Here is a 25,854-nt window from a genome sequence, read left to right on the forward strand (position 1 = left end):
AGAATTAAGCCTTGTGTCTTTGATCGTATAAGGAACGAACACAATCTCTTCCTGTTAGGATGGCATTCGAAAAAACGTTTTGGAAGTACGATCAACTTTCCGGCTTCAAGCTGTCAATCAAGCTACGCTGTCGGCTCCTAAAACCGAGCAAATTGGATGCGCCTGGGATAGTCCTTTCCTGATTTTTGGACGAATTGTCATGGACGAAGCCGGATTTCGCAATTTCACGGTTAATTTCGGACCCCAGCATCCGGCTGCGCATGGTGTTTTACGCCTCGTGCTTGAACTTGACGGTGAAGTGGTCGAACGCGCCGATCCGCACATCGGCCTGCTGCATCGGGGTACGGAAAAGCTGATTGAATATCGGACCTATCTGCAAGCGCTGCCCTATTTCGACCGGCTTGACTACGTCGCTCCCATGAATCAGGAGCATGCCTTTTGCCTTGCAATAGAGAAATTGCTCCAAATGCCCGTGCCAAGACGCGGTCAACTCATTCGCGTCCTCTTCTGCGAAATTGGACGCCTTCTCTCCCATCTTCTTAATATCACGACCCAGGCTTTGGACATTGGTGCTCTGACGCCACCATTATGGGGCTTCGAGGAGCGCGAGAAGCTCATGGTCTTTTACGAACGTGCATCAGGTGCACGCATGCATGCCAATTACTTTCGTGTTGGCGGTGTCCATCAAGATCTACCGGAAAAACTTTTGGACGATATCTGGAACTTCTGTGAACCCTTCCTCAAAGTCTGCAATGATCTCGAAGAACTGCTGTCATACAATCGAATTTTTAAGCAGCGTAATGTCGATGTCGGCGTCATCAGTCTTGATGAAGCTTGGACACGTGGGTTTTCTGGCGTTATGGTCCGGGGCTCCGGCGCTGCTTGGGATCTACGCAAGGCGCAACCCTATGAATGCTACGATGAGCTCCAATTCGATATCCCTGTCGGCAAGCATGGTGATTGTTATGATCGCTATCTGATCCGCATGGAGGAAATGCGACAGTCGGTCCGCATAATGAAGCAATGTTTGGAAAAATTAAGCTCTGTCGACGGAAAAGGTCCGATCATCGAGCAAAACCACAAAGTTACACCACCTCGGCGCAGCGAAATGAAGCGTTCGATGGAAGCCCTCATCCAACATTTCAAGCTTTATACAGAAGGCCATCATGTGCCAGCGGGTGAAGTTTATGCTGCGGTTGAAGCTCCAAAGGGAGAGTTCGGCGTTTATTTAATTTCCGACGGGAGCAATATCCCCTACCGTTGCAAGATCCGCGCACCTTCCTTTGCGCATCTTCAAGCGATCGATTTCCTATCACACAAGCATATGCTCGCAGATGTTTCTGCCATCATCGGCTCGCTCGATATTGTCTTTGGGGAAATTGATCGTTGAAAAAAAATTTATCATTAATTTTTTAACTCCTGCAACATGCACAATTCGCAGGATCGTCGTAAACTTGTATGGGCTCTGTAACATCGAGATGATGTTCGACCGCTTTATCTAACTTAATCAAGCCAGACAGTGTGGCTTTGGACAATCCTCTTGAAGGCGGCTTTTGTTCAGTCGTGTGATCCATTCCATTGTATTTCTGGAAGTTCGAGGTCTATCGTACAGGTCACACCCTCCGGCAGAAAATTTCTTTTAACTGTGGCGCCAGGCACGCCGTTCTCGATCAAAATTCCACCAAATCCTCGATTTTCCGGCGCAACCACGCGGGGACCATCACATTCTTTCCAATTGACACTCAGATACTTGCGATCCCCCCTTGCAGACAAAGTCCAGCTTAAAACAACCCTGCCCGTTGGAGCGGATAAAGCGCCGTATTTCACGGCATTGGTCGCAAGCTCATGAAGTACGAGGCCGAATGGCGTTGCTATTTCTGGCGGCAAGATGACAGACTCGCCTTCGATTCGAAGTTTACCTGAATCGTTCCCGATATAGGCCTCTAATTGTCCTTGCGCCAACGCGCCAAGTTCAGCACCTTCCCAGCGCGACTCGACCAGCAGCTTATGTGCATTCGCTAGAGCGTGCAGCCTTCCCTCGAAGCGTTCAACAAAATCGGCACCTGATGTCGTCGTGCGCAGTGTCTGATGTGCGATGGATTGAATCACTGTCAGAGTATTTTTCATGCGATGCGTCAGTTCATCCAAAAGAAGCTGACGGCGCTGCTCCCAACGTTTGCGTTCTGTAAGATCCCATGTACTTTCCAATACTAAACGGCGTCCGCCAAGGGAAACGAGTTCGATTTGACTTTCCACGCTCAAAACGTTTCCATTCTTTGCCGTGTGGAAGAGTTCTCCGCTCCAACTCCCGTTCTCGAGGAGGGATTGTCTCAAAGCCTCGAATGAGGAGCCTGGTACAATGGTTTTAAGCAGGCTCTCTTTTCTTTTCCCGATTGCTTCCTCTCGGGAATAGCCGTAAAGCTGTTCACAGCCGCGGTTCCATTGAACGATGCCATTATCGAAATCCCAAACAAAGATCGGCGCCCGCGATAATTCGACAAGGCGCATTTCCTGTCTCAGATGCTCTTCGCTTTCCCGCAGCGCCTCCTCGGCTCTGAGGCGCTCGGTAATATCGACAAAGGTTGCGACAACACCTTCGATCTTGTCATCGATCGTCCGATAGGGACGCATCCGCACCAGATACCAGCCACCTTTACGACTCTTCACCTCCTGCTCAATCGGCGTCAGATCCCTCAAAACCATCCGTGCATGATCAGCCAATTCGTCATAGTCCAGTTGATGCGTAAAATCGGTGATCGGCCGGCCTTCGTCATGCGCGGTGATGTTGAAAAGATCCGTTAAGCGAGGGGTAAAGCGTTTGATGCGCAGGGAAGGATCAAGAAAGAGCGTGCCAACATCCGTCGCTGACATGAGATTTTGAAGATCATTATGCGCCCTGGAAACTGTTTCAAGCTTGAGTTTGAGCTCATTATTGACGGTTTGAAGCTCTTCATTGATCGATTGTAATTCCTCCTTGCTTGTTTCGAGTTCCTCTGACGTCGAGCGATATTCTTCATTGATGGATTGCAATTCCTCGTTGGCGGCCCGCAATTCTTCGTTGGTCGCTTCCGATTCCTCTCGTGTCACCCGCAGCCGGCTTTGCGCAAGCTGTAATTCTTGTTGTAATTGTTGAATCGTCTCATTGACGGGTTCGTGTGTGCGCGAGGTCCCGTTGTGTTCCTCGGTCACCTCTTGCTCAACGCTGTCCCCCTCGATGAACAAAACAAGCGCATAGGCAGTAGCATCATCATCCTGGACGACTGGCTTGACCTGCAGATAGACTCTGTGCGGCACCCCATTGAACCGGACAACAAGGGGCATGCTTAAAGTTGATTCACCGCGCTCAAAGGCGCGATGCAGCGCCGTTCGTAGGTCGAAACGGAATTCCTCACGAACCATATCGGCGGCATCAGTGCTAACCGGTCCTCCAGACAGGTGCAGATAGCGCCCAGCGTTTTCGGACAGGTGAATGGCGCGGTGCGACATATCAACCAGCATGCTGGGCGGTGCAATCTTCTCAAGCATCTGACGGTGAAGAGCGGCATCCGCGATATTCCCGCCATGGGAGGGAACGCGTGTCGTCGTTGGTCCGCGGTCGGCAATTGGATAGGAACTCAGCAGGATGGGCAAGGCTGGCCGCCGCTCGTTCGGTGTTGGGACCGCGCGATAGAGGCGGGCCTCGCGATCGATAGGGCGGAACAATCCGCTAGGCTGCTCCGCGCTTTCAGAAGAGCCAAGAAATAAGAAGCCACCGGGGTTGAGGGCGTAATGAAACGTATTACAGACCTGCTGTTGCAATTCGCGATCCATATAGATCAACAAATTGCGGCATGAGATCATATCTAACCGGGAAAAAGGTGGGTCTTTGAGAAGGCTGTGATTGGCGAAGAGCACGATGTCACGAAGCTCGCGACGAACACGGTAATGATCGCCTTCGCGTTGAAAAAAACGTCTCAAGCGTTCTTCCGTAAGGTCCGTTTCGATGGTTGCGGGGAAGCGGCCTTCGCGCGCAATGGCCAAGGCACCGGTGTCAAGGTCAGAGCCAAAAACCTGAATTTCGGGCCGGATCTCATGGCGGCTTGCTTCCTCAAGGAGGAGAATACCGATTGTATAGGCTTCTTCTCCAGTCGCGCAGCCCGGCACCCAGACGCGAATTGTACTACCTGCCTCTTTGCTTTCGAAGAGCTGGGGGATGGCAGTTTGAACGAGTGTGGCAAAGGCTTTGGGATCACGAAAGAAAGTTGTCACCGAAATAAGAAAGTCGCCAAATAAAGCCTGTGCTTCTTCAGCATTGTCGCGCAGATACAAATAATAATCAGCCAGTGATTCCTTTCGCATAACCTGAGCGCGCCTTGCGATACGGCGTAGGAGGGTTGCGCGTTTATATTGTGAAAAATCATGACCGGTTCGGATACGAACATGGGCCAGAATACGTCTGAGTAGATCTTCGTTCTGCTCTTGAGGAGAAAGGAGTGGTACCTGTGTATGATGCGCTAGCAGTTCGTTCAAGCGCTTGGCCAAGTCTCGCACGGGAAGAACGAAATCAGCGACTTGTGTCGCAATGGCGCTGCGTGGCATAGACCCATATTCAGCTTCTTCTGGATCCTGAACCAGCACGATGCCCCCGGCTTCCTTGATGGCCTTGACCCCAATGGCGCCATCGGTTCCGGCTCCCGTGAGAATAACAGCATAACAATTGCTGTGCTGATCAGCCAAGGATCGAAAGAACCAGTCGATGGGGGCCCGCTGACTGCGCGGTTCGTCGAGTGGCAGTGCCGTGACCAGATGGTCGGCAATATGAAGCCGGCGGTTTGGGGCGATAACATAGACATGGCCGCCTTCAAGAAGCGCCGTATTATCAATCTGTGCCACCGGCATTTTTGTATGATTTGCGAGAATAGCCGCGAGTTCGCTTGGGACTTCTGGATCAAGATGGACGATGATCACGAAAGCTGCATCGGTTTCGGTATGAAGGGCTTCAAAAAACGTTTGGAGTGCCTTCACGCCGCCCGCTGACGCGCCAATGCCAACGATTGACAGATTTTGATTGTGATCTTCCATTCCCCCAAGCCTCATAATCTAAAGTGTTGCTGATCTCGGTAGAATGCCTGGTTCCAGAATTGCTGCTGCTGCCGTGCATGAAAATCGAGTTGATTTTTGAGGATTCAAGAAAAGTTTTTTAAGAGAAATCATATTCATAAGTTAATTCAAGCTATCTACGGGAGAACTAAAAATTCTTTTGGCAGTTCTGCGGCATAACGGAGAGAATGCCCATGAGCCAGCGTGACATTATCGCTATTGGAGGATCCTTGGGCGCGGTGGAGGCGGTGAAAAATCTCTTTCGCGATTTACCACCTGGTATCGATGCAACAATCTTGATCGTGATCCATGTCGGCACAGTAGGAAATAATTATCTGGCCGATATTTTTGACGAAGAAGCCTCTATTCCCGTCACCATGGCCCGCGACGGCGAAAAATTGAAGCGGGGCCATGCTTATGTTGCTCCGGCAGATCACCACCTTCTCGTCATGGGCAACCACATACGATTGGGCCGTGGCCCGCGAGAGAACATGGCAAGACCAGCGATCGATCCGCTCTTTCGATCCATTGCTGTCAGCCACGGGTCGCGAACAGTGGCTGTTGTTCTGACAGGTCTATTGAACGACGGGGCTGCGGGCCTCGCTGATGTAAAACGATGTGGCGGCGTCACCGTTGTACAAAATCCACGAGAAGCAACCGCTCCGCAAATGCCGCTAGAGGCTCTCAAGACTGGATATGTTGATTATATCATACCCCTTGAGGAATTGGGAAATCTCCTGAAAAAACTAACAAAAGAAGAAGCTGGGCAATCAAACGAAATTCCTGAAGGGCTTCTTTTCGAGGTTGAGATCGCGCTTGGATATAAAACAGGAATCAAGAAAAATGCAAAAATCGCGGATGTCGTGCCTTTATCCTGTCCAGCCTGCGGCGGCGTTCTCTCTCAATTGAAGATCGGATTACCGTTGAGATTCCGCTGTCAGACCGGCCATGCTTATACTGCGGAAACGCTCATAAATGTCAAGGAAGGAGCTGTCGATGAAGCTCTGCGCGTCGCTCTACGCATGATAGAGGAGCGGGTATTCTTATGCGAGAAAATGGCGGAGGATGCGCGCCGCAGTGATCGACATGCGGCAGCCAAGATCGCGGAGGAGAGGATGCAAGAATATAAAGACTACGCGGATTTATTACGCCGCACACTCTTGGGGAAGAATTATTAATGGGACTATGACGCAGCCGCATTTTTATGCTGTATCCTTTATTGTAATCGCAATCTCTGTAATAACTTATCCATTGTCGTTTCTTTTTTATGGCTCCGCATTCCGGCAAGAAAACAGAGCCACCTCAGAACCTGCATCTATGACATGCATGATCGCGCGCCTGCGTCTCGTGGGTCAGCCAGAGTTTCAACTGGCGGCGACGTGAAGGCCGAGGCTTGACCAAACGCACAACTATCCGCCATCAAGCGTATGCCAAGCCTCGTCCGATCCTTCCTCAAGGCTTCAGATGTCGCCTATATTACCGACTTGTGAGTAAGTGCACTTGCTGATGAGATTAATATATAAACTCAACGGCTTATATTATTATTAGTACACAGAGTGAAACAGAATCAAACATCGCCGCCTGACCTAACCCCGTCACCAAAATTCAATCATAGCTCCCATCCCACGTCACGCCAATCACCTTGGCACGATCTTGCTTAGCATGATCTTCCTGGCCCAAGGAAACCAGACCGAACGATCACCGCATCAGAATCAAAGAAGCCGCGAAAGGCAAGAAATTGATCCCGGCTCTTCAATCAGTCAGGGTATACTCCAAAAGAAAGGGCCACACGTCGCGGAACAATCGCTGCAGACAACAATTTTCTGCAAAACAACAAGAAATCAGGAGGATTCCCATGCGCGTCTATGCATTCGTTATCTTTACCGCAGCCTTCTTCGTCCTCCCTATCGCAACCTTTGCTCAAGAAGTTGAGCTCGGACCAGGGGGTGTCCGGGTGGAACCTTTCCACCAAGGCCGGTCAGCTTGGCACCCGAACTGCGGGGAGTTGCGGCGAGCATGCCTCTATAAGGAGGAACTCGGCGAGGAAGGCCGCGGTAATTGCGAGAGGTATCGCCACTTTTGTAGAAGCCACTAAGAACGCCTAACAAAACCAATTGGTCTGCCATAGACATATGATGGCACAAGCGATGGTGGTGAAGGCAAGATAAATGTCAGCCCTTCGTTCGTACCGTTTGCTCAATCGTCGAAACTGGTTCATCCAGGCACGCGTGCGCTCGACGACCCAACGATGACGCCCCAGCCTTTGGCTGCTGTCCTGCCCGCGTCGGGCGATGTGCGGTTTGATGTGACGGCGACGGCAGTCGTCGCAGCAGCGTCGATGGTCATAGGTCTTGTCCGGCATGCAGCTTGTCAGCCTCTAGCGTGGGTGGCCTGGCCGACCGTTGCGCAAGGGTGGAACAGCGTCCAGCGTCAAGGCGAGCATCTGGTGTCGTGCTGATTGGCGGTGCCGATCAGCACACCAAGCGGCGTGCTGCGCACGTCGACGACGAGGTGGCATTTAGTGGCCGGCTGCCTCCGATCCGTCGGGTTGGGACCTGCCACGCCGCCCCTGGATCCGCAGGACTGATCAGGTCCTGGGGATGGGGTTACGTCAGTGGCGTCGTCATCAGTGAGACGCCAGAGCCTCGCCATCGATGACGACGCCACTCGCGACATATTTCCATAGCGTGATCAAAAGCTTACGGGCTAATGCGAGATCGCCGTCTTGCGGCTCCGGCTGCTTTTCGCGCCGACATGTTCATGAAACCACCGCGCCAGCGCCGTCTCGGGCTGGTAGCGCAGCCACAGCCAAGCCAGCTGGATCATGATCGTGCGTAGACGCGGATTGCCGGATTTCGATACCCCCTGTTCGCGATCGATCGATCCGCTCTGCCATGGTAAAGGCCAATCCGGCATAGGCGGCCACCTTTTTGCGGGAATCGAGGCACTGTCCAGCGACGCTCCGGAAGCTGGCGGTGCAAGGCCACCCAGACACCAGCCTGCTGCCAATCGCGCAAGCGGTGCCAGCAACTCATCCTCGAGCCATAGCCCATCTCGACCGGCAGCATCTCCCACAGCAGGCCCGATTGGAGAACAAAAAGGATGTCGGTCAGCACAGCCCGATCCGGCAACCGAGGACGGCCACCCTTCGGTTTCGGCAGTTCGGATGGCAACAGCGTCGAAAGCGCCGCCCAGAGTTCATCTGAAACAAGAGCTTTGGCCATGCCTCGATAACGCGCCAAACCCCGTTTTGTCAAAACCTCGGTTCTAACCATATAACTATTTTATTTAACTTGGTCATAATGGTTTTTGAGAGGTGATCTAAGTGCCTGAATGATCAGCTGAGCCTCAAATGGCGTCCCTTGAAATCACAATTGGATTTGTTGCGCTTTAGCCCAAAACGCTGGCGAGCCAGAAGCGGCGGGCGCTGTTGACGGCACGTATGTTGCTGCAGGAAAAGGCAATCGATATCGAATGATATCCGCGGTCTTTTGCGTAACTTCGAGCTCAAGGTTGGCGTCGTCGGCGTTGTGAAATTCGAAGAACGGATCCTTGAGTTGGTCGACGGCATGCCGGAGCTTGCCGAGATCATGGCGTCCTTGCTCAGTGCCCGTTCGAAGCTGCGCGAGCAGGCCACGAAGCTGCATCGAAAAGTGCTTTCGATCAGCCGTGAAGATGAAGTGTGTCGGCGATTGATGAGCATTCCGGGCGTTGGCCCGACCATCTCTCTGGCCTTCACCGCGACGATCGATGTCCCGGCCCGCTTCCCCACTCCAAGTCTGTTGGGCCAGCCTTGGGTTTGACGCCGATCCTTCATCAATCTGGGGAGAGCAGCCACATCGGCCGCATCTCAAAATGTGGCGACGCCATGATGCGCACTTTGCTCTTCGAGGCGGCGCAGGTCATGCTCACCCGGACCGTGAAATGGTCCTGGCTCAAGGCTTGGGCTATGACCATCGCCAAACGGCGTGGCAAACAAAAAGCCATTGTCGCCTTGGCCCGCAGGCTGGCCGTGATCATGCACCGCATGTGGCGTGATGGGACAGAATTTCGCTGGACGCGAGAGGAAGCTCCCTCATTCGCTTGAGCACAGCCAATGATATACAAAGGCGGAGGAAATTACACCCTGCATTGCTGAGATGTCCCGTCGCGGGACGATGGACGAGGCGAGTTCGTAACTGGGTTTGTCCCGATCGCTTAGCGATCAGAACGCGAAGCAGATTGAACCGTTTCATCCTTCTGATCCCATACTGGGAGAGCCGGAGCGCTGATCCCGAAGAGAAGAGTGGACCCGCGACAGGCGCAACAAAACGAAAGGGACAGCAGCTGGAAAACGCTTGACCTCACCCCGCCGAATAGAGAAGAGCCCAATTATCAGCATTCCAACAATAGTGGAAGTATCAGTATGATAATACATATTTTTTAAAATAATAATTACTTTTTATGCAATATAATAACAATAATTGCCCTATCATGCGTAGAAAGAAATTATCCCTATGCGGTCGTGACAACCAGATCCAATGGTTCTGTGACGGCACAAAGAGTAACGTCAATCGCCTATGGAAAAAACTATTATCTTAAGTCAATCCTCTGCGGAGGAAATCCGAGAAATGTGGATCTGGAAGCGTCACTCCTTAGATTAGGAAAAAAACCTCTCCAGTTTTAATGGGAACAATCCTTGAATTATATAAGAGTATAAATCGATTTTTACAGGATTTATTAAGATATACATATGACTTTGCGATCATATTCCCATCTATCGAGCAGCTGGATAATTGGCTATGAGCGCTTTGGTTCCTCCTTTCACTTTTGAGACAGCGACAGCGAAAGTGCGTTTTGCAGAAGACGCCTGGAACAGCCAAGATGCGCACCGTGTCTGTCTTGCCTACACGGAAGATAGTCTTTGGCGAAACCGCACCGAATTTTTCTCTGGCCGTGAGGCCATCATCGCCTTTCTCCAACGTAAATGGACACAGGAATTAGACTATCGCCTCATCAAAGAGCTTTGGATCTATACCGAACACCGTCTTGCCGTGCGATTTGCCTATGAATGGCGGGACATGACAGGGCAGTGGTTCCGGTCTTATGGAAATGAAAACTGGGACTTCGATGAGGCTGGTCTCATGCGGCGCCGTTTTGCCTCCATCAACGACTTGCCGATCGCTGCCTCTGAGCGCAAGTTTGACTGGCGTTTGGGGCGAAGGCCCGATGAACATCCTGGCCTGTCAGATCTCGGGCTTTGAGGCAGCGGAAGAGGTCCCTATTCCAAGCTCTCTTCCATCTCGATAAAGCACTCTCCGAAACAGGCTTTGGTTCAGACACGTGACCCGGTACTGAGGCTGCCATCGAGATTGAAGCGAGGATGATAGTCCAGGCCAATCCAGGCATGAAGCATATCGGCCCATAGAGCAACGCCTTCGAGCGCTTTGGCGATCAACTGCTTTCCGCGAGGACTCTCGGGATCGCACGCCTCAAGGAATTCCAGTCCCATGATGCTGTGATGCTCGTCTGCTTCGACATGAAGATCGAAATAAACGTCCCCAACACCCAGTTCGTGCATTTTCGGCGCGACCATCTTGAAGAAGTCGTTTGAGCAGCGCTCGATACCGCTGTTGATGGTCACAAGCCACTTATCACGATCTTGTTCGGCCGCCAGCTGATAGGCGAGATTGACGCACGCATTGGTTTCAACGGCTGTGATCACACCATTGATATCGGCTGCATCCTGCAACAGTTCGTGTTTCACCATCCAACGCAGCAGCATCTGGTGATGATCAGCTTCACCAAAGGCATGTTTGGCATAAAAGGGCATCATGTAATTCTGCGACAGCGGTGTCAGGCCCAGCATGAGACCCATGACCTTTGGGAAGGTCGCCGAATGAAAGTAAAGCTGGGTGGCGACTGGCTTGAAATCCTGCGGCGACGTCATGTTGGCGATATACGTATAGAACGGCATCCGTTTAACGCTTTCACTGGCCCGATAGATCGGCTCGACGATCCAGGCATATTTAGCCTCGATCGCATCGAGCTTGAGTGCATTTACAGCTTCATAGGAAAAAGACTGTGTGGCGGGCATGAACATGGGTGTGTTCCTTAAAGGGAAAAGACAGGGGAGGGGTGGTCGAGATCAGCTCAGGATTCCCTGCCAGGTGAAAGGGTTTCAGTACGTGCCGGCAGGGAACTTGTACGATACGTACAGGATATGCGCAACACAAAACGTACAGGTAATCTCGAAAATGTTTTGAAAAATTCCGTGCCGGGATTGGCAGACTATTTCAATTATTTGATAAATATATTCTTTTATGAGTCCATATAGGACTGCGCTTTGCCCCCTCCATTCCTCATAAGAAAATCTCGTGAATAAAGGCCGCGCGCTCTTGTACGTTTTACGATTATCTGTACAACTTGCACAAAATCATAGCATGATGAGACATGATGGAATTGTTTCACCGCCTGCGGCGCGCGCGGAAGAATGCCGGCTTTCCCAGTGCAACTGAGGCGGCACGAGCCTTTGGCTGGAACGCGAACACCTATCGCAGTCATGAAAATGGCGAACGAGGGGTACGTATGGCCATGGCCGAGCGCTATGCCAAGGCATTCCGGGTCTCCGTTCCCTGGTTGCTGACCGGCATGCCGCACCCAGATGCGCGCTGTGTGGCCTGCCTGGCTGGCCGTGTCGTGGCGCAGGGCCGGATCGAAACGCATCGGCCGGGAGGATCGCCTCTCTCCTGCAAGAACATCATGCTGCCTTATCCGGTTCCAGAGGGTGCCCTGGTTTTCGAGATCACAGGCGATCATCTCTGGCCGCGCTACGAATCAGGTGATGTGGTTGTCTGCTGGAAACCGGCACGCACGCTCCAAGAGGCCGATGGCTGGGAGGCGGCCGTCAAACTCGCGGATGGCCAAATCTATCTGAAGACGGTTCGTTATCGCGAGGGTCATCAGGCCGATCTCGTCAGTCACAACAGCGCTCCCCTGGTCAACAAGCATGTGACGCATGCACAAAAGGTTTTCGGCAGCATTCGTGCCGATGCCTGGAGTGAGCTGCCACAGGCAGACAGCGAGGATGGTCTGCAGGGCGATGTCTAAACCCAGTGCGGTCGCGCAAGCCCGGGATCAGTTTGGATATCGCTGCACAGTTATAAATGCTGGCGCGGAACGCAAATCTTCAAACGCTGTCCAAAATTCTGCAGATCATCGTCCTTGAAATGCAGTGCATGACCCAATTTCCAACCTACAGGCTGCGCAAAGCCACTCTTTTGAGCCGATCGTCTCATTTTGGCCTGAGAGGCCTGGGGAGCCAGAGGTCTCGACCCTCAAGACTCACGATTGCTGCCTCCTTGCTGGAGATGAACCTGAAAACGATCCGTCAAGCGCTGAATGGGCCAGATGTCCCCATTGATGCGGACCATGATGAGAGCGCCTTGCAAATCGGCCACCAGGGTATCCGCAATTTCCAGGGCCTCTTCGGCCCCATATCGATCCAAAAGGATGGCGGTATAAGCCTCCTTCAAAGACAGAAAGTAGCGTTTGATTGGCTCGACGAATATTGGTTCGCGGTGCATCTGTTCGATACCGAAGTTGATGAAAATACACCCGCCTTTGCTGTTGGTGAAATAGGCCTCGATCGCCTTGTTTAAGTTCGTCATCCGCTCGTGTGCCGAGACTTGTTTGTCATAGGCATAGTTCAAGATCTGCGTGTCGAAGAGATTTTGAATATAGTCCATGACGGCCAAAGCCAACATGGCCTTGTTTTCGAATATGTCGTAGATCTCCTGCGGGACGACGGAACAGCGGGCAGAAATCTCTTCGATGTCGGTCGCGGCATAGCCGTCGGAGCGAAAAAGGCTGGTGGCTACGGCAAGGATTTGTTTGGCCTGATTGTCAGTCGTCCACACGATAGTACTCGATATGTTTGTTTATAATTGCCAGCCTGCGATAGTCGCTCTCATTTCGTCAAAACGACGTTGTGCGCCTTGATGAAAACGCGCCGTCCCATCACCACGATAGGAGATTATCGCCATATAATAAATTTACTATTGAATTCTAAATCTTTGCAGGCCCGACGTAATTTTGGCTTTCGGCACTCGGAACCGGAGCACGCAGTTGCCCCGGCTGCGGCAAGGTTTCGGCTATGGCACAGTTGGTCCACCCGACGCATAAGGCATGCCGTCAGACACGTCTTTCCTGATCCACGCCGATCGCAATGTCATCTTTCAGAATTTCATTGACGTGGCTGATCTTCTCAAATGATTGAATTTTACCAAGGTCGGCGAACGGACCGAGAGCTTTTCCAGGTAACTATCTCAGGAAAAGTCCTCCCAAGAAAAAACGAAATTTACCCTCTCTTATGGCTTCGCGCTGTTGCTGGGCCTACAGGTTACGCTGGCATTACCGGTTAGCCGAATCCACGCTTCAAGCGACAAAGGGGGAAGCGAAACAGGCTTGCCACTGTGCAGTAAGAAGCGGCAATGTCAGCATTTCCAATGCAGGACGATAGTCCGTAACCAGAGATCGACGCCTTATCCGCCGGGCTGAATATTGTCAGGCTCGAAGGCTCCATTTGCCACCGTCCAGATGAACCTTGCCGGCTCCCTTCAAACGCTGCAGGGCGACGGAGATCGTCTGCTTACTAAGATCGCGATCGGCGCGGATCGCCTGCTCGATTTCCGCGCGGGCCAGAGGACCTTCTGCCTCGAGGAGGGCCAGCACGGCATTCGGCGTCGAGCCTTCTCGCCCTTGTGGCTCAGAAGGGCGTGCGGAAAGAAGAGAAGCCTTTGTTTTCCTCGGCTTTTGGCTTTTCACCGCAATCTTTCGGCTCTCACGATGGACCGGCTTGCGCGAGGCTTTGCCTTCGAGTTCCGCCAGGATCTCTTCCACCAGGCGCAGATTATCGATCCGTTCCTCGATCGCGGCGATTTCGGCTTGGATCTGTTCAAGCGATGATTGAGGCATCAGTCAGTCTTTCCTTCACAGTGTCCCATGCCGCATAGACCAAATGATCAATGGTTCCAAGGCCGTTTGCCCCATTTCGCCTCGCGCAAGGCCCAGAGCGAGCGCTCGAGGAACAATTCGCCCTTCTCGGCCTTCTTGACCATGCCACCGAAATAGCCGGCCGGGCCACTCGAGAAATAGTCCTCAGGCTTGACCGAAACGAGCGCGAGCGCCAGGGTCGCGTCTTCCCGGCCCATCACCCGGCAGGCTTGCGCCCAAAGCGTCGTCGAAACACCGAGGGAATGCCGCAAGGGGCCACCCGCCGCGCCGATCACATCCGGCCAGTCCGGGGACGACGTGCCTACCCATTGGCCAAGCTCCGGAGCGAGATCCAACAGCTCGGCCGGCTGCGTCAGCCCACCTTTCTTCCCGTTAGCCCCTTCCTGGGGCTTGGTTCTGACCTTGAAGGATGAAGCCGGAGCCTCTGGTCTCGGCCGACTACGTCTTTTGGAGGCAATTACAGTATCCTTTGAAGGATAGTGTGTTAGGGTTGTATTCGTATCTATGTGAGGCTCATTTTCGAGCCCCGCGGGGCTCGTTTTTGTCTGTTTCTGCTGTTCACGTTCACTCTTGATGAGGTCTTCAAGACCCGTCTGGACATCCTGCATCTGACTCAGCAAATCACGCAGGTCTTTTGAGACCTGCACGCGGCGGCAAGCGAGATCGAGCCGATCGCGTTCAGCGAGCCAAGCGGTGACTTCCGGCAAGACATCCTGAGAGTCTTTCAAAATGGCCTCGGCCTGGAGGATGGCCTTGCGGACGAGGGTAAGTTGCCGCCGGCAGGAGCGGACCAGGGCACGTTCGATCTTTGCTTCTTCAGCGATACGGAGGAATTCCGCATACCGTTGGGCGAGGGGAGAGAGGTCAAAGCCAAAGGCCTGCAGGATGCGGCCATCCGGACCGCGCTGGCCATAGCGCTTGCCCTCGGCATTGTCACGGATGACGAAAATGCCGGCTTCGAAGAGGGCGCGGTTCAAAACTTTCACCCGGGCGGCCGAGAGGCCGAGATATTCCTGCTGCAGACGAGCGGAGGGCCAGGCGATCGGCTTGGATCCCTGCTGCCAGTCGCAGGCATGCGTCATGTCAAACAGCCAGGCGACGAGCTCGAAGGCTTTGGGGGGCAGGCGGAGATAGGGGAGCGCCTGCTGGAAGGCGGTGAGGAACTGGAAGGGTTTGAGGCTGCCGTCCGGCAGGCCTTGATAGGTATCGGCCGTCTCGCGGAAAGCGAGCATAGCAGGACTGATCCGCCGCAAGCCCGAGGGCCGCGGAGAGTGAGATATTCCCGTGGACATAGGTTCTCCGACATTGCGAGAACCCAACCAAAAAAGTACGGTTCCGTCAGGCAAAACGATCCCGTGGCCTAAAAATAAGGCTTGCATCGGTCTCGATTTTCGGGGAATATCTGGCTTGCGAGACACAGATTATTCCCCGGCTTTGCCGGACAGGCCCGACCTTCTAGGTCGGGTTTTCTGTTTCTATGGTCTTATTTCTCCGAAATGGACTAGCCGCCGCTGGCATGAGTCCTAGTTCGATACTGTGCCGGTTTTTCACGGCCGCGTCCATGCCCTTTCAGCTATGAATTGCAGGGGAGGGTCATTCCACAGCCTGATCGTGGTGGGCATGGTGATCATGACGCCACGCTGCAGGATCTTGCACCGCTCCCTGCCAGATGCCGCGATGCTCCGTCTGCGCTTTCGCTTCGAGGGGGAGATAAGCGGGCTCTGTCGGCCGACCGTAGAAGCGATAGACGACGGCCTGTCCTTCTTGCACCATGGCGGCGCCAAGATCCGGAGTTTCCTCCGTGCCGCATTTCGCGAGTTTGCGCCCATAGATATCGGGCTTGATGATCGTGCAGGTGACGGCTCGGCCGACGACATGAGAGGCGAGCCAAGTGGTTGCGACCGCGCCGCACGGCCAGGCCTGACCAAGACTGGTATAGGCGTCCTGATCTTTTTCGCAGGCATCGATTCCGAAGAGCCGATAGGACTGACCGTCACGAGGATCCCGGAATGTGTCTCCGTCGATAACGCTTGCCTTGATGTCAGATACAAGCGCCTGCTCATTGTGTTCGCTGATCTGAGCGTTTGCTGGGACTTGAGTGAACGCAAAAAAGAAGATGGAACAGATTGCTTGTTCACGGAGAGGAAAGTTCATGCGCAAGACCTTATGGCGAGTCGTTGAAGAGCAACTTGCATTGGGAGCTTTTGGCCGGTGCATGAAAATTCAAATCAGAAAAAAGAGTCACACTTTCGCCGTCATTTAGACTACCGAATCACTTCGGTTAAATTGACTGTTAATAATCCATTTACTGTGAAATCAATTCCTCGTGATATCTAGCTATTCGGGGGGCTCATTTTTATAGAAATGCATTGATGTCAGAGTGAGGAGATGAAGATTCAATGACTTATATTAGAATGTGTCGGGCCGACTTATGTAAATATTTTTAAGGGTTTATGGACTTTATCGCGGCATCTTGAAACAATAAGCGTCAGCTAAACAGCATTAAGGCGATCAAGTCAGCTTGCGCGGAAATGGCAAAAATCCGGTACTGCAAAAATTTTACAAATCGGGGAGGTTCAGTTAGCGTGAGAACATAAGATGAATCTTCAGCTGGTTGTTTGCCAGTAAGGTTTGCATAATAATAAGTTTCGTCTGTAATATTCAACAGTAAATACCGTTTTGACTTGCGTGTGTCGTTGTCTATTGAATATAACTAGAGATATAGAGAGAAAACGATGCGGGAAGAGAAGGATAAGGCCGGCGTTTTCGATATAGCACACTACCCTGCGCAGCGAATGCCATCGACAATCATTAAAGAAGATGATGAACTCATAAGAATATGCGAACTTATTTGTGAATTTAGTGTACATTGGAATTATACACTTAATACCGACAATCTCGATACTCAGGGTGAGTCTGAAACTATTGATTTATTGAATAGTAGACTATTTCAGCCGTTGCTGCGAATTATTGAATTGAAATCGTCTTCTGAATTAGGCGTTGCTGCAAAAGAACAGGTCCTTGCCGCATACAAAAAGATATTGCCTCATAATTTTATTGATACTTATGCAGAGCACTTAATAAATTCAATTAATAGCGACATTAGATCGATAAGTTATAAATGACATGTGTTATTATATTAGATATTTACGTGATCAACATCGTATTATTAATACCGATGTTCCATAGCATTTTATGCGTCATTTTCTCATGAGAGAGCCATAGAAACTTTCCATACGTCTAAGAGGAGGTTTCATGCGCTCTATTCCCGTTGCTCTTTTCTGTCTCATGCCATTTGCGGCCGCTGGGTCAGATCTTTCAGAGCTTAAGCAGCCATCCGAGAGGGTGGTTGAGGAACCAACACTCCCGCCACTGGTGCCTGGCTTAAGTGATCGACCCTCAACACCTTATCGGTCTGAAGGTATTAATCCTGATCTACCCGTGCTGAAACACATTGCGGAATCGGGTGCAAAACTGTCAGAGCTTGGGGCGATGCATGGTTTGCAGAGAGTGCTCGTTCGACGTGACAAGCAGTTCATGATTTTGAATGTCACGCCTGATGGCGAGGCAATTATTGCAGGCCTTCAATCTGACTTCCCTTTCGATGAGCTGAAAAAATCGCTCCCAATTGATGTGACGGAGCTTCAGGATACGCACGCTATCAAAGGGTTGTTCGTGCGGAACGGTCATGAATTTCAGGTCCTGTATCTGACCCCGGATGGCCAGAACGTGATTCCAGGCGTCATGTGGGATGCGACCGGCCACAACATTACGCGTGATCAAGTGTCTTCGATCGAAGGAGCCATTCCGCGCGTCGAAATCAAGAATGACACTATGCCGGCCGTGGCTGTGTCAGCCTTAGATGGAAAACCCTCGCTTTCTGTTGTTAAAGAAACGAGTTTTGGCACTTATGGCAGATCGGGAGCGCCCAGGCTCTGGATCTTTGTCGATCCTCTTTGCAGTTTTTCTATAAGAGCCATGGATCAATTGCGCTCTTATGCGACGCGCGGAGAGATCGAACTGGCCGTCGTTCCGGTCTCGATTATTGATCATGAAGACGGTGGTAAAAGCACCGAACATGCGCTCTCAATGTTGAGTTTGCCACGGGAAACGATGGTCGCGGCCTGGCGGAATGATCAGTTGAACAATCCCGTCGCAGCCGAGGCTCGGGATCGTTTGACCATCAATATGGCGGCAGCCGAGGTGATCCATTTACGAGGAACCCCGACCTTGCTTTGGCAGAAAGAGGATGGATCAGAAGGACGTCTTGATGGCCTTGCAAGTGATTGGGACCGTGTCATTGCAAGTATGAGGCATTAAGATGGCGATGTCTGATCATGAGCCACAGCAAAAAGAGACAGGTCTTTTTGGCCGTGGCTTCAAAGGGTTGAAGCAAGCGTCTCTCAAAGCCATCCAATGGAAATTGATCAAGGATAATGCACAGTTCATCCATGAGCTCGGTGCCCTTCTTCGGCGGAAGAAGGATCATCAATCGGGATTGGTGATCGGTGAGGACCGGATGCTCGATGTGGCTGCGACAGCGGATCTCTATCAGGTGCCGGTTGAGTTCATTGAAGACTTGATCATGAAGCGGAGGAGACAGACGAAACAGGCGGCTTATTGCGCCTTTGGTTTTGGCTGGCTGGCTTTCCTGTACTGGCTTTACCAATCGCTGACTCGGTCCTGGTCATCTGGTCACGTCATCGAGACGCTGGAATTCGCGCCCTTTTGCCTTGTGTTCTTTCTGATCGCCTTTCGGAATGCGCTGCTCAATTATCAATTGAGGACCGGCCATGTCGCAACGGCGATGGAATATCTTCGAACGGAGAAGGTGTTCTGGCCTGCCTGACCTGACTCACAGATGAATAAAAAGGCCTTCGGTCATTGGATCGAAGGCCTTTTCTTTTAGAATGTTCCAGGCGGGGCATTGGAGGGGCCACCCGAGGCTCCGGAGGCCCATTGCGCATGTTCATAGTCAGGCCGGCCGGCAGTCGTGGCGGGCTCGACAGGTTTGACGATCGTGCGATTCAGGTTGATAACGGGTGGCCGCCAGGTGGCGTTGGACTCACCGTAGGCGGCGGTGGGGTCGTAATAGGGATGCTCGACCCGTTGCGGCAAGGGAATGGTGTAATTGGAGGCGCCGCGGATGTTTGGCGGAGCGCCACAAGCTGAAAGGGCAAGGGTACAGAGAAGGATCAAGGATAGAAAAAAACGCATGGCAATCTCCTTTCGAAGATCACCATGCGGCGGTCTCATGCGAAGGACTAATTGTTACGATTTTCGTACATCTGGTAAAGCCAGAGAGGAATTTTGAAGGGAAGATCTTTGACTCTGTAGCCTTTATCACAGAGGTATTTTACCGCGTACATAAGGGTATTGCTTATGTCGGTGATATCATCCCCTCGATCTCTATAACCCTTCAACGCCGATTCCCCGAACTCCTTGGCCTCCTTCAGTTCTTTTTGCAGTGCCGATTTCTGGCGCTGGTCTTGCTCGTAAAGTCCATATAGCTTTTGATAGTCCTGGTGCAGTTGAGCATAGTTTTGGCGCAGAGCGTTGTTTTGCGCGATGAGAGCATCTACATCGATTTGCGGCTTTGGCGGTGAAAAACGGGCACGGAGAAGTTGCCGAGTACGTGCATCACTTTCCGCGGATGCACGTCCCATCTGATACCATGAATAATTGCCGAAAAGGCTGGAACCACCTTCTTCATCATCTTCCAGCATGGTCAGACCTCCTCATTGGGGGAATTCTGTGTATCCGTCGCGGCTCGCAATGTGGAATCCATACCATGTTTTGACGCCGATGACGATTGCTCAGGTGAAGAAGTTGTAGGCCCCGTCAATTTCCTTGTGTAACCGAGCTGTTTCTGGACAGCCTCGCCGGCACCAAAAGCACCTTCACGAAGACCTTCCCGCATGGTCGTCAGAGCTCCGCCGACACCAACCAAGGCCGCTTCCTTCGAGAATTGGTTCATATCGACTCTGTTGGTGGCCGTGAAGCCAACGAGACGCGGCAGATGGTGCGGGATCAAAGTGATCAGCCGAAAGGATGTCAAGGCAAGAACGATGTGGATCGTCACATAGATCGAGAGAAGGACGCAGACGCCGAGAATGTTGGTGACAACCCAGCCATTGGCGAGAACAAATCCGGCCGCGATCCCGAAAGACATGCGGACAAGCCAACTCATGGCGGCGAAGATTGTATAACCTAAGAAGAGGCCAAACAGCATCAAGACGGGACGGAACAGGAGATTGAAGAGCAGGCCATAGCCTTCGATCGCCCGGCCATGAAGTCCCGCTCCTTCAAGCGTCATATGGGCGAGCATCCAGAGAGGGACCGCGACGACAGCCTCGCAGACGAGGATCAGATAACCGGCCACGCCCGCCATCCACATGACCCAGGGGATCATCGGCAGCACAAAGGCGATCGTGAGCCCAGGGATCAGCAATGCCAGGCAGGCGAGGAAAATAGGTGTCCCAAAGAACTGAACCAGAGCACTGCCGGCGACGGACGCGGCGGCTCCAGCGAAGTTTAACGTCAGGATGTTCCAGGCCGTTGATGCGACTGTGCCAGTCGTTGAGGACAAAAGCCCTGCGGCACCGAGAGCGGTGAGAGCGATGACGATGAGCTTGTGGCCGAGTTGCATGAGCGAGCCGAAAGGATCCGTCCAATTGTTGCCGGTCGGTGACATAGCTTCGGTAAAGTAGCTGAGAACCCGATCGGACAGGTGAATGGAGCGCATGACCTGCTCAATGGCGCTGGCCCCGTCGCCTCCCGGTGTTGCGCCCGAAAAAAGCTGAGCATTGCCGGTTGGTGCATCGAGCCCATCGGTGGTGGTCACGTAGCTCCTGAGATTGCTTAAAAACTGCGTCTCGGCGGTCACGAGTGGAGCTAAATCGTTTTTCAATGACTTACTCAAGCCTTCAAAAGAAGGCGGGCTGACCATCGGCGTCGCGTTCAAGAGGGACATCGTTTGGCCATTGAGCCGAGCTATTTCCAGGTAATAGGCGCCGGCCGAGGTCCAGCCCAAGGAATTGAGCTGCGTTTCATTGGTGATGAGACCGATGGAGCCTGCCCTCGCTTGGGTCGGATCACTCAAGGCATTGCGCAGCTGGCTCGTGACCTGCGTCGCGGTATTGGTCAATTGCTGGGTATAATCGGCCGTCGCGGTCTGGAAGATCTGCAACAGAGGAGCGAGGGCGGAAGCCTGCTTGGTCTGCCAGAAGTTCTGGACAACCATTGGCACGGTCGACCGGATATCCGCATTCAGGACCGATTGGAGGATCTGCTGTTGGATCGCGGGCATGTCGACGCTGACACCCGCGAGGTTCGTGGCGCCGCTCGATTGCTGCAAAGTGACGGTGCCGCAAACAGGTGTGCCGGTCTCATTGCCGGAAGCCAGGCCATAGGCCCAGGTAATATAGGTCAGGGTCGCGACGGGTTCGCCTACGACAGGGTTCGGGATCGGGACGAGATTCGGATTGCCGGAGGCCTGATTGATGAGGGCACGGCAGAATTCGTTCTGGATCAGATTGATCACGGTGGTCGAGGTTCCCGGGATCATCGGCTGGGCGATGACCAGGGCGTCGGGGCCTATCGCCTGAATGGCATTGGCATAGACCGCTTTGGCCATGCCGATGCCCCACATGGCAGTTTTGACGACCATGGCTTGCCCGTTGGAAAAGCCGGAGGCGAGCGGGAACATCATGATGGCGGCGAACCCGATCCGCACGACGCCCATCCATGTCATGGCATCGGTCATGAGCCGGGAGGTTTCGGCGACACGATGGATGTTCATGATGAAATGGTAGCAGAGAAAGGCCATGGCGATAGCCATGACGAACCGAGTCAATTGGCCCATGATCTGGCCAATGACCGTGGTCGCTCCATTTTGGTTGATCGGAAAGATATTGTTGATGGCCTGGGCCGCCCAATCATTCCCAGGGTCGAGAACGGCCCAGGTGAGAGCAGTGCCGTTATTGGCGATTTGAGCGAAAGCGGGCTCAAGGGCGAGGCAAGCAAAGAACAGGGTGGCGAGAGTGAACAAAAGGCGCATGGCAACCTCATCAGCATGGTGCCCGAGGATGTCATGCGCTCGTGCGAACTCAGCGTGCTGTTCTCACGGGCTGGGCCTGGGGCTCGCTGAGGCGCTGTGCTCGGCATTCCCGGTGAACCGCTGGATCGCGCCTTGTATCTTTTCGACAGCCTTGCTGATGGCCTCGCCGGCCTTCTTGGCCAGTTCCTCGAGGGCATTCTCGCCCTCTTTCCGTCCAGGGAGGACTTCGGCTTTTTCTCCAACGGATGCATCGACCTGTTGCAATTTGGCCGCGAGAGCACCGGCATCCGGCTGTTTCGCAATGACCGGCTCGATCGCTGCCCGCTTGTCGGCATAGTTGGCGAGCGCCGATGTCGCCTTGTCATAAGAGGCAGCGAGGTTTTTCTCGGTCAGCAAGGCTTGATCGAATTGGCCGCGCAGGTCCGCATAGCGCCCGCCTGAGCGCATTTCGGAGAGGACGCCGGCCATGCCTTCGGGTTTGGATTTTGCGGCCTGCTCGATCTTGGCCATGATGGCCCGGCCAGGGCCATTCGAGAACTCTTGCAGGGCTGCATTAGCGTCGGCTCCTGCCTCGAAAGTGCTCTGGATGGCCTTTTCCTCGTTGCGCGGTCCGAGGACGTTGGCTTGATAGTTCGAGAGCCGGTCGAACAGCGAAACCCGTTGGGCATCCGCGTTCTCAGCCTTCGATCGTTCGGGTCCAAGATTGGAAAGGATTTCGGCCGCGGCCCCAGGCAGGCGCAATTTGATGCCCGTGATTTCTGGATCGGTGAAAATCTGATTGGCATCCTGGCGAGACGGGGGAGCGGCCTGATTATTCGCCTGAGTGGCAGGTTTCTCCGCCTGACGCTCGGCAGAGTTTATTGTAGCCGCTGCAGCTTGAGTTTGTTGGGCCTCGGGAATTCTTTGGGCAAGCCGGGCCTCGTTTTCCAAAGTGGCTGCTTTGCTGTTGGTTTCTTGCGTGTGTTGGTCGGGTAGAGTTGTTGTATTAGCAGCTTCAAGCCGGATTTTGGTTACGAGATTATGATCATCGATATTTGGCGTATCCTTCAACAAGGCCTGCATGCCTTCATTACGAAGATTGGGTAACGTCGTCCCACTTTTCCGCAATTGATCGCGTAAGGCTTGCGGCATGGACAGGACGGCTCCCACCTTCTCCGCGTCCTGCACCGCATAGGCGAGCTTTGTGCGGACGGTGGGATCATCAAGTTTTGCGGGGGTGTCCGCGTCTTGCCTCAACTCCTTGATGGCTTCGCCGAGTTTGTCTGGCAAAGCGCGGTTGGCCCGGATGATTTCGAGCTGCATGATCAATTGACGAAGTTCATCATGGTCTTCTTTTTTTGGCTCATGAGCATCGGGCGATTTAGCTGTAGTGTCAGCCGATTTGGGGGTTTCAGCGTCCGGTTTAATGGCCCCAGCGTCTTTCCCTTCGGGTTTAACGGTTTCGGGTTTGGTCACAGGGTCCGGGCGATCACTGGCAAAACGAAGGGGTTCTGAGCGGTCCCGTTCATTGAGATCTGGCATGGAACTCTCCTGTTCTTTCAGTTGGCAACGATGGATGGGGTCGGCATGGGTGTGGGCTCAAGTGAGCGCTCGGCTTCGGCGGCGAGTTGCGTCGCATTCGTGCTGGCGTTCATCATGCCCAGCCGATAATTATGGAGAAGCAGATAATTGGTGAGTGCGAGCTCTTGCGCGACTTCGCGCTGCAGGGCGGCCGGGGTCATGGCCATGAGTTGCGCAGCATAGTTCAGCGAACCATAGCGGCGATTGACGTCGAGGGTCAGACCTTGCAGCCAGGATCCGTTCTGTGTTGCCGGCAGGCCTTCGTCGGTCATTTCCCGCTGCTGTTCAGCCGAGAGCGGGATGGATTGAGTCTGTGCCGCCATGACGTAATCGAGCGTGTTGCGCGCCAGCGAAACACGGGCATTATATTCCCGCCGTCTAACCCTTGCTTCTTCACCCATGGTCGATGTCAATTGACTACCTCGCAGAGCCGCCGGAACAATCGGCTGGATCAGCGTCATGGCATAGGCATTGGCGTCATTGACGCCTTGCTGACCATTGTAGGTGCCTGTTCCAAAAAGGCTCGAGGCGCGTTGATCGGCGTTTGGTGTAGCGGAAAGCTGGCAAAGGCCTGCATCAGCTTCCGTTTGCGAACAGTAGAATTTGCTGTGGTAATCGTTGTTCGATGCGATGGCTTGCGCGGTTCCATAAAAGGCTGGGGTGTTCGCATTCGCCTCACCACGATTATCATTGACGTCTTGAATGGCTCTGGCGACTTTCCAGCTTTGACCAGCCCCGACGATGACGGTCTGGCCGTTATCCTGCCCCGCACAAATCAGCGGGTTAATTGTATGTTGATCGCGGATCTGCGAATTCCGGACATCCCTCTGGAACCGGGCCATGGCCGTGTTCGATGCATCGGCGATTTGCTGCTGTGCGGAGATTTGGGCCTTGGAATAATTGGCGTTTTGCGTGAAGCCTTTGAGCAGCAATTCCGTGACGCTGCCATTGACGGCGCTGCCGATCCCATCCTGCAGGCTGGATATTCCTGAATTGACCTGTTTGATGACGCTCGAAATTGTGCTGATGACTGGCAGCGTCGTCCAATCGACCACAGGCATTTGTGCCGAAGTCGGCGCAGCGCCGAAGACCATGGCGCCCAACACGAGGCCGACGGCTGTCGAGGCTAGAGGAGAAATGCGCTTCATGGAAACTCCTACCAAAGGCCGTTTTGTTGAGAGACGGTGTAGCCCGCGGGGGCAACGCCGGCGCCATTGACGCGGAATTGCCCATTGCCATTCCCGCTGACGCTGATCGAGCCCATGGGCGGGCCGCCGCCGCCAAAAGTCAGTTTCGGGCAGCTCAGACCGCCTCCAAGATTGCCGAGGCCGCCGAAGCCGAGATTAAAGCCGGTGAGTGTGATGCCGCATTGCGGCTGGCCCAAAGAATTCTGCCAGGCCGAGGAAATCGCGTTGCAGATCTGGCCCTCGATCGATTGCAGAAGATTGGTTGGGTTGAGAAAATTGGTGATGACATCGAGGCCCGCGCCTTTGAAGAAATTGTCGAGGCAGGTGAGGGTTTTTACGCTCTTCGGGGCATTGATATTGGCATCATCAGCCGCGATCCGTTGTGAGATGGTATCAGCGGACACTTGTACGAGCTTGGCGCAACCGGCAGTGCCGGTGGTCGTATTCACGGTCTGCGCGAAGGCGGGCAGGGGAATGGCGAGGCAGACAAGCACCATGGGGAGAGAACGCTTCATCACGCATCCTCCCGCATGTGTTTGGTGACGTCCTTGAGAAAGGCAACCCGCTCTGGCGCATAGATCCGACGCATCATCTTATCGCGCTTGTCCGCTTGTAAGGCGCGCGAGAGCGAAAGACTGGATCCCTTATCCTTGCTGGTCAGCAGGGCAGCGGTGACGGCTCGCCGATGGGGCAGGCCGGGATGGGTCATGAGGGCCAGAAGCTGGACTTTGCGATCGATGGGGAGACCTTGCAGAAAATCCTGCACTTGATCTCGCGTGGCCTGGCTCTGCAGGGCCTCCGATAATGCTTCGGGCTTGCTCTGGCGTGCTCTATCGATCGCGGAGGCAAAGCGAATGAAATCCTCGGACAGAACAGGATCATTCGCGGCTTCTTCGAGCGGATCGATGAGGTGGATGGGACCATCGGCTGGCTCGAGCCAGCATGGAGGGGCAGGCGGGGAAGGATCGGGCATGG

20 protein-coding genes and 4 pseudogenes are annotated in these 25,854 nt (G+C 53.4%); 8 read left to right on the forward strand and 16 right to left on the reverse strand.

Features of this window, described 5'->3' with window-relative positions; translation table 11 throughout:
- Positions 1–199 precede the first annotated feature (199 nt).
- Positions 200–1,390 (forward strand): NADH-quinone oxidoreductase subunit D, encoded by a 1,191-nt coding sequence (locus BIND_RS19455; RefSeq protein ID WP_012382980.1) that lies wholly within the window; start codon positions 200–202, stop codon positions 1,388–1,390.
- A gap of 167 nt (positions 1,391–1,557) precedes the next feature.
- On the opposite strand, the gene BIND_RS19460 is transcribed toward BIND_RS19455, so the two are convergent.
- Positions 1,558–5,061, reverse strand: coding sequence for a chemotaxis protein CheB (locus BIND_RS19460; protein ID WP_012382981.1), 3,504 nt, complete (start codon positions 5,059–5,061; stop codon positions 1,558–1,560).
- Between the two features lie 212 nt (positions 5,062–5,273).
- On the opposite strand from BIND_RS19460, the gene BIND_RS19465 reads away from it, so the two are divergent.
- Complete coding sequence (locus tag BIND_RS19465) at positions 5,274–6,257, forward strand: chemotaxis protein CheB (RefSeq protein ID WP_012382982.1); 984 nt, start codon at positions 5,274–5,276, stop codon at positions 6,255–6,257.
- 923 nt (positions 6,258–7,180) lie between these two features.
- Here the strand turns inward: BIND_RS19465 and BIND_RS22110 are convergent.
- The 3 pseudogenes from BIND_RS22110 to BIND_RS21030 all read right to left on the reverse strand — a co-directional run.
- A pseudogene (locus BIND_RS22110) lies at positions 7,181–7,650 on the reverse strand (IS5 family transposase); the annotation flags it as partial.
- 55 nt (positions 7,651–7,705) lie between these two features.
- A pseudogene (locus BIND_RS21025) lies at positions 7,706–8,020 on the reverse strand (transposase); the annotation flags it as partial.
- A gap of 46 nt (positions 8,021–8,066) precedes the next feature.
- A pseudogene (locus tag BIND_RS21030) lies at positions 8,067–8,354 on the reverse strand (transposase); the annotation flags it as partial.
- A 122-nt stretch (positions 8,355–8,476) separates the two neighbouring features.
- Here BIND_RS21030 and BIND_RS19485 point away from each other — a divergent pair.
- Positions 8,477–9,166, forward strand: a pseudogene (locus tag BIND_RS19485) (IS110 family RNA-guided transposase); the annotation flags it as partial.
- 694 nt (positions 9,167–9,860) lie between these two features.
- Positions 9,861–10,322: a nuclear transport factor 2 family protein gene (locus tag BIND_RS19490; protein WP_012382984.1), complete on the forward strand. Its 462-nt coding sequence runs from the start codon at positions 9,861–9,863 to the stop codon at positions 10,320–10,322.
- 71 nt (positions 10,323–10,393) lie between these two features.
- Here BIND_RS19490 and BIND_RS19495 read toward each other — a convergent pair whose 3' ends face one another.
- Positions 10,394–11,161: an iron-containing redox enzyme family protein gene (locus tag BIND_RS19495; RefSeq protein WP_012382985.1), complete on the reverse strand. Its 768-nt coding sequence runs from the start codon at positions 11,159–11,161 to the stop codon at positions 10,394–10,396.
- Between the two features lie 350 nt (positions 11,162–11,511).
- On the opposite strand from BIND_RS19495, the gene BIND_RS19500 reads away from it, so the two are divergent.
- Positions 11,512–12,168, forward strand: a complete 657-nt coding sequence (locus BIND_RS19500; protein WP_148210833.1) for an XRE family transcriptional regulator — start codon at positions 11,512–11,514, stop codon at positions 12,166–12,168.
- Positions 12,169–12,395: 227 nt separating this feature from the next.
- On the opposite strand, the gene BIND_RS19505 is transcribed toward BIND_RS19500, so the two are convergent.
- The 4 genes from BIND_RS19505 to BIND_RS19520 all read right to left on the reverse strand — a co-directional run bounded on the left by BIND_RS19505 (position 12,396) and on the right by BIND_RS19520 (position 16,227).
- Complete coding sequence (locus BIND_RS19505; protein ID WP_012382987.1) at positions 12,396–12,977, reverse strand: TetR/AcrR family transcriptional regulator; 582 nt, start codon at positions 12,975–12,977, stop codon at positions 12,396–12,398.
- Positions 12,978–13,623: 646 nt separating this feature from the next.
- A complete protein-coding gene (locus BIND_RS19510; protein ID WP_012382988.1) occupies positions 13,624–14,034 on the reverse strand; it encodes a hypothetical protein in 411 nt (136 codons plus the stop codon).
- A gap of 47 nt (positions 14,035–14,081) precedes the next feature.
- Positions 14,082–15,365 (reverse strand): plasmid replication protein RepC, encoded by a 1,284-nt coding sequence (repC, locus tag BIND_RS19515; RefSeq protein ID WP_012382989.1) that lies wholly within the window; start codon positions 15,363–15,365, stop codon positions 14,082–14,084.
- 301 nt (positions 15,366–15,666) lie between these two features.
- A complete protein-coding gene (locus tag BIND_RS19520; protein WP_012382990.1) occupies positions 15,667–16,227 on the reverse strand; it encodes a thermonuclease family protein in 561 nt (186 codons plus the stop codon).
- Between the two features lie 581 nt (positions 16,228–16,808).
- Here BIND_RS19520 and BIND_RS19525 point away from each other — a divergent pair.
- The 3 genes from BIND_RS19525 to BIND_RS19535 all read left to right on the forward strand — a co-directional run bounded on the left by BIND_RS19525 (position 16,809) and on the right by BIND_RS19535 (position 18,922).
- The gene (locus BIND_RS19525) at positions 16,809–17,198 is read left to right on the forward strand and encodes a hypothetical protein (RefSeq protein ID WP_012382991.1); all 390 of its coding nucleotides are present in this window, start codon (positions 16,809–16,811) and stop codon (positions 17,196–17,198) included.
- 130 nt (positions 17,199–17,328) lie between these two features.
- Positions 17,329–18,393 carry a thioredoxin domain-containing protein gene (locus BIND_RS19530; RefSeq protein ID WP_012382992.1) on the forward strand — a complete coding sequence of 355 codons (1,065 nt, stop codon included), beginning with the start codon at positions 17,329–17,331 and terminating at the stop codon, positions 18,391–18,393.
- A 1-nt stretch (position 18,394) separates the two neighbouring features.
- Entirely contained in the window at positions 18,395–18,922 is a 528-nt protein-coding gene (locus BIND_RS19535; protein WP_012382993.1) for a hypothetical protein, read from the forward strand.
- A gap of 56 nt (positions 18,923–18,978) precedes the next feature.
- Here the strand turns inward: BIND_RS19535 and BIND_RS19540 are convergent, their stop codons facing one another.
- The 7 genes from BIND_RS19540 to BIND_RS19570 form a co-directional block, all read right to left on the reverse strand.
- Positions 18,979–19,290 (reverse strand): hypothetical protein, encoded by a 312-nt coding sequence (locus BIND_RS19540; RefSeq protein WP_012382994.1) that lies wholly within the window; start codon positions 19,288–19,290, stop codon positions 18,979–18,981.
- Between the two features lie 47 nt (positions 19,291–19,337).
- On the reverse strand, positions 19,338–19,799 hold the full coding sequence (locus tag BIND_RS19545; RefSeq protein WP_012382995.1) for a hypothetical protein: 462 nt from the start codon (positions 19,797–19,799) through the stop codon (positions 19,338–19,340).
- 2 nt (positions 19,800–19,801) lie between these two features.
- The gene (locus BIND_RS19550) at positions 19,802–22,132 is read right to left on the reverse strand and encodes a DotA/TraY family protein (RefSeq protein ID WP_012382996.1); all 2,331 of its coding nucleotides are present in this window, start codon (positions 22,130–22,132) and stop codon (positions 19,802–19,804) included.
- Between the two features lie 63 nt (positions 22,133–22,195).
- Positions 22,196–23,653 (reverse strand): hypothetical protein, encoded by a 1,458-nt coding sequence (locus BIND_RS19555; RefSeq protein ID WP_012382997.1) that lies wholly within the window; start codon positions 23,651–23,653, stop codon positions 22,196–22,198.
- Positions 23,654–23,670: 17 nt separating this feature from the next.
- The gene (locus BIND_RS19560; RefSeq protein WP_012382998.1) at positions 23,671–24,840 is read right to left on the reverse strand and encodes a hypothetical protein; all 1,170 of its coding nucleotides are present in this window, start codon (positions 24,838–24,840) and stop codon (positions 23,671–23,673) included.
- Positions 24,841–24,848: 8 nt separating this feature from the next.
- Positions 24,849–25,394 (reverse strand): hypothetical protein, encoded by a 546-nt coding sequence (locus BIND_RS19565; protein WP_012382999.1) that lies wholly within the window; start codon positions 25,392–25,394, stop codon positions 24,849–24,851.
- Complete coding sequence (locus BIND_RS19570; protein WP_012383000.1) at positions 25,394–25,852, reverse strand: hypothetical protein; 459 nt, start codon at positions 25,850–25,852, stop codon at positions 25,394–25,396. Before BIND_RS19570 ends, BIND_RS19565 begins: the two co-directional genes overlap by 1 nt.
- Between the last annotated feature and the right edge of the window lie 2 nt (positions 25,853–25,854).

Source organism: Beijerinckia indica subsp. indica ATCC 9039 (genome assembly GCF_000019845.1).
GTDB lineage: Bacteria > Pseudomonadota > Alphaproteobacteria > Rhizobiales > Beijerinckiaceae > Beijerinckia > Beijerinckia indica.

What these genes read in the sequence shown, in the direction of transcription:
- BIND_RS19455 (WP_012382980.1), top strand. Translation starts at nt 200, where the DNA reads ATGGACGAAGCCGGATTTCGCAATTTCACGGTTAATTTCGGACCCCAG.
- BIND_RS19460 (WP_012382981.1), bottom strand. Translation starts at nt 5,061, where the DNA reads ATGGAAGATCACAATCAAAATCTGTCAATCGTTGGCATTGGCGCGTCA.
- BIND_RS19465 (WP_012382982.1), top strand. Translation starts at nt 5,274, where the DNA reads ATGAGCCAGCGTGACATTATCGCTATTGGAGGATCCTTGGGCGCGGTG.
- BIND_RS19490 (WP_012382984.1), top strand. Translation starts at nt 9,861, where the DNA reads ATGAGCGCTTTGGTTCCTCCTTTCACTTTTGAGACAGCGACAGCGAAA.
- BIND_RS19495 (WP_012382985.1), bottom strand. Translation starts at nt 11,161, where the DNA reads ATGTTCATGCCCGCCACACAGTCTTTTTCCTATGAAGCTGTAAATGCA.
- BIND_RS19500 (WP_148210833.1), top strand. Translation starts at nt 11,512, where the DNA reads ATGATGGAATTGTTTCACCGCCTGCGGCGCGCGCGGAAGAATGCCGGC.
- BIND_RS19510 (WP_012382988.1), bottom strand. Translation starts at nt 14,034, where the DNA reads ATGCCTCAATCATCGCTTGAACAGATCCAAGCCGAAATCGCCGCGATC.
- repC (WP_012382989.1), bottom strand. Translation starts at nt 15,365, where the DNA reads ATGTCCACGGGAATATCTCACTCTCCGCGGCCCTCGGGCTTGCGGCGG.
- BIND_RS19520 (WP_012382990.1), bottom strand. Translation starts at nt 16,227, where the DNA reads ATGAACTTTCCTCTCCGTGAACAAGCAATCTGTTCCATCTTCTTTTTT.
- BIND_RS19525 (WP_012382991.1), top strand. Translation starts at nt 16,809, where the DNA reads ATGCGGGAAGAGAAGGATAAGGCCGGCGTTTTCGATATAGCACACTAC.
- BIND_RS19530 (WP_012382992.1), top strand. Translation starts at nt 17,329, where the DNA reads ATGCGCTCTATTCCCGTTGCTCTTTTCTGTCTCATGCCATTTGCGGCC.
- BIND_RS19535 (WP_012382993.1), top strand. Translation starts at nt 18,395, where the DNA reads ATGGCGATGTCTGATCATGAGCCACAGCAAAAAGAGACAGGTCTTTTT.
- BIND_RS19540 (WP_012382994.1), bottom strand. Translation starts at nt 19,290, where the DNA reads ATGCGTTTTTTTCTATCCTTGATCCTTCTCTGTACCCTTGCCCTTTCA.
- BIND_RS19545 (WP_012382995.1), bottom strand. Translation starts at nt 19,799, where the DNA reads ATGCTGGAAGATGATGAAGAAGGTGGTTCCAGCCTTTTCGGCAATTAT.
- BIND_RS19550 (WP_012382996.1), bottom strand. Translation starts at nt 22,132, where the DNA reads ATGCGCCTTTTGTTCACTCTCGCCACCCTGTTCTTTGCTTGCCTCGCC.
- BIND_RS19555 (WP_012382997.1), bottom strand. Translation starts at nt 23,653, where the DNA reads ATGCCAGATCTCAATGAACGGGACCGCTCAGAACCCCTTCGTTTTGCC.
- BIND_RS19560 (WP_012382998.1), bottom strand. Translation starts at nt 24,840, where the DNA reads ATGAAGCGCATTTCTCCTCTAGCCTCGACAGCCGTCGGCCTCGTGTTG.
- BIND_RS19565 (WP_012382999.1), bottom strand. Translation starts at nt 25,394, where the DNA reads ATGAAGCGTTCTCTCCCCATGGTGCTTGTCTGCCTCGCCATTCCCCTG.
- BIND_RS19570 (WP_012383000.1), bottom strand. Translation starts at nt 25,852, where the DNA reads ATGCCCGATCCTTCCCCGCCTGCCCCTCCATGCTGGCTCGAGCCAGCC.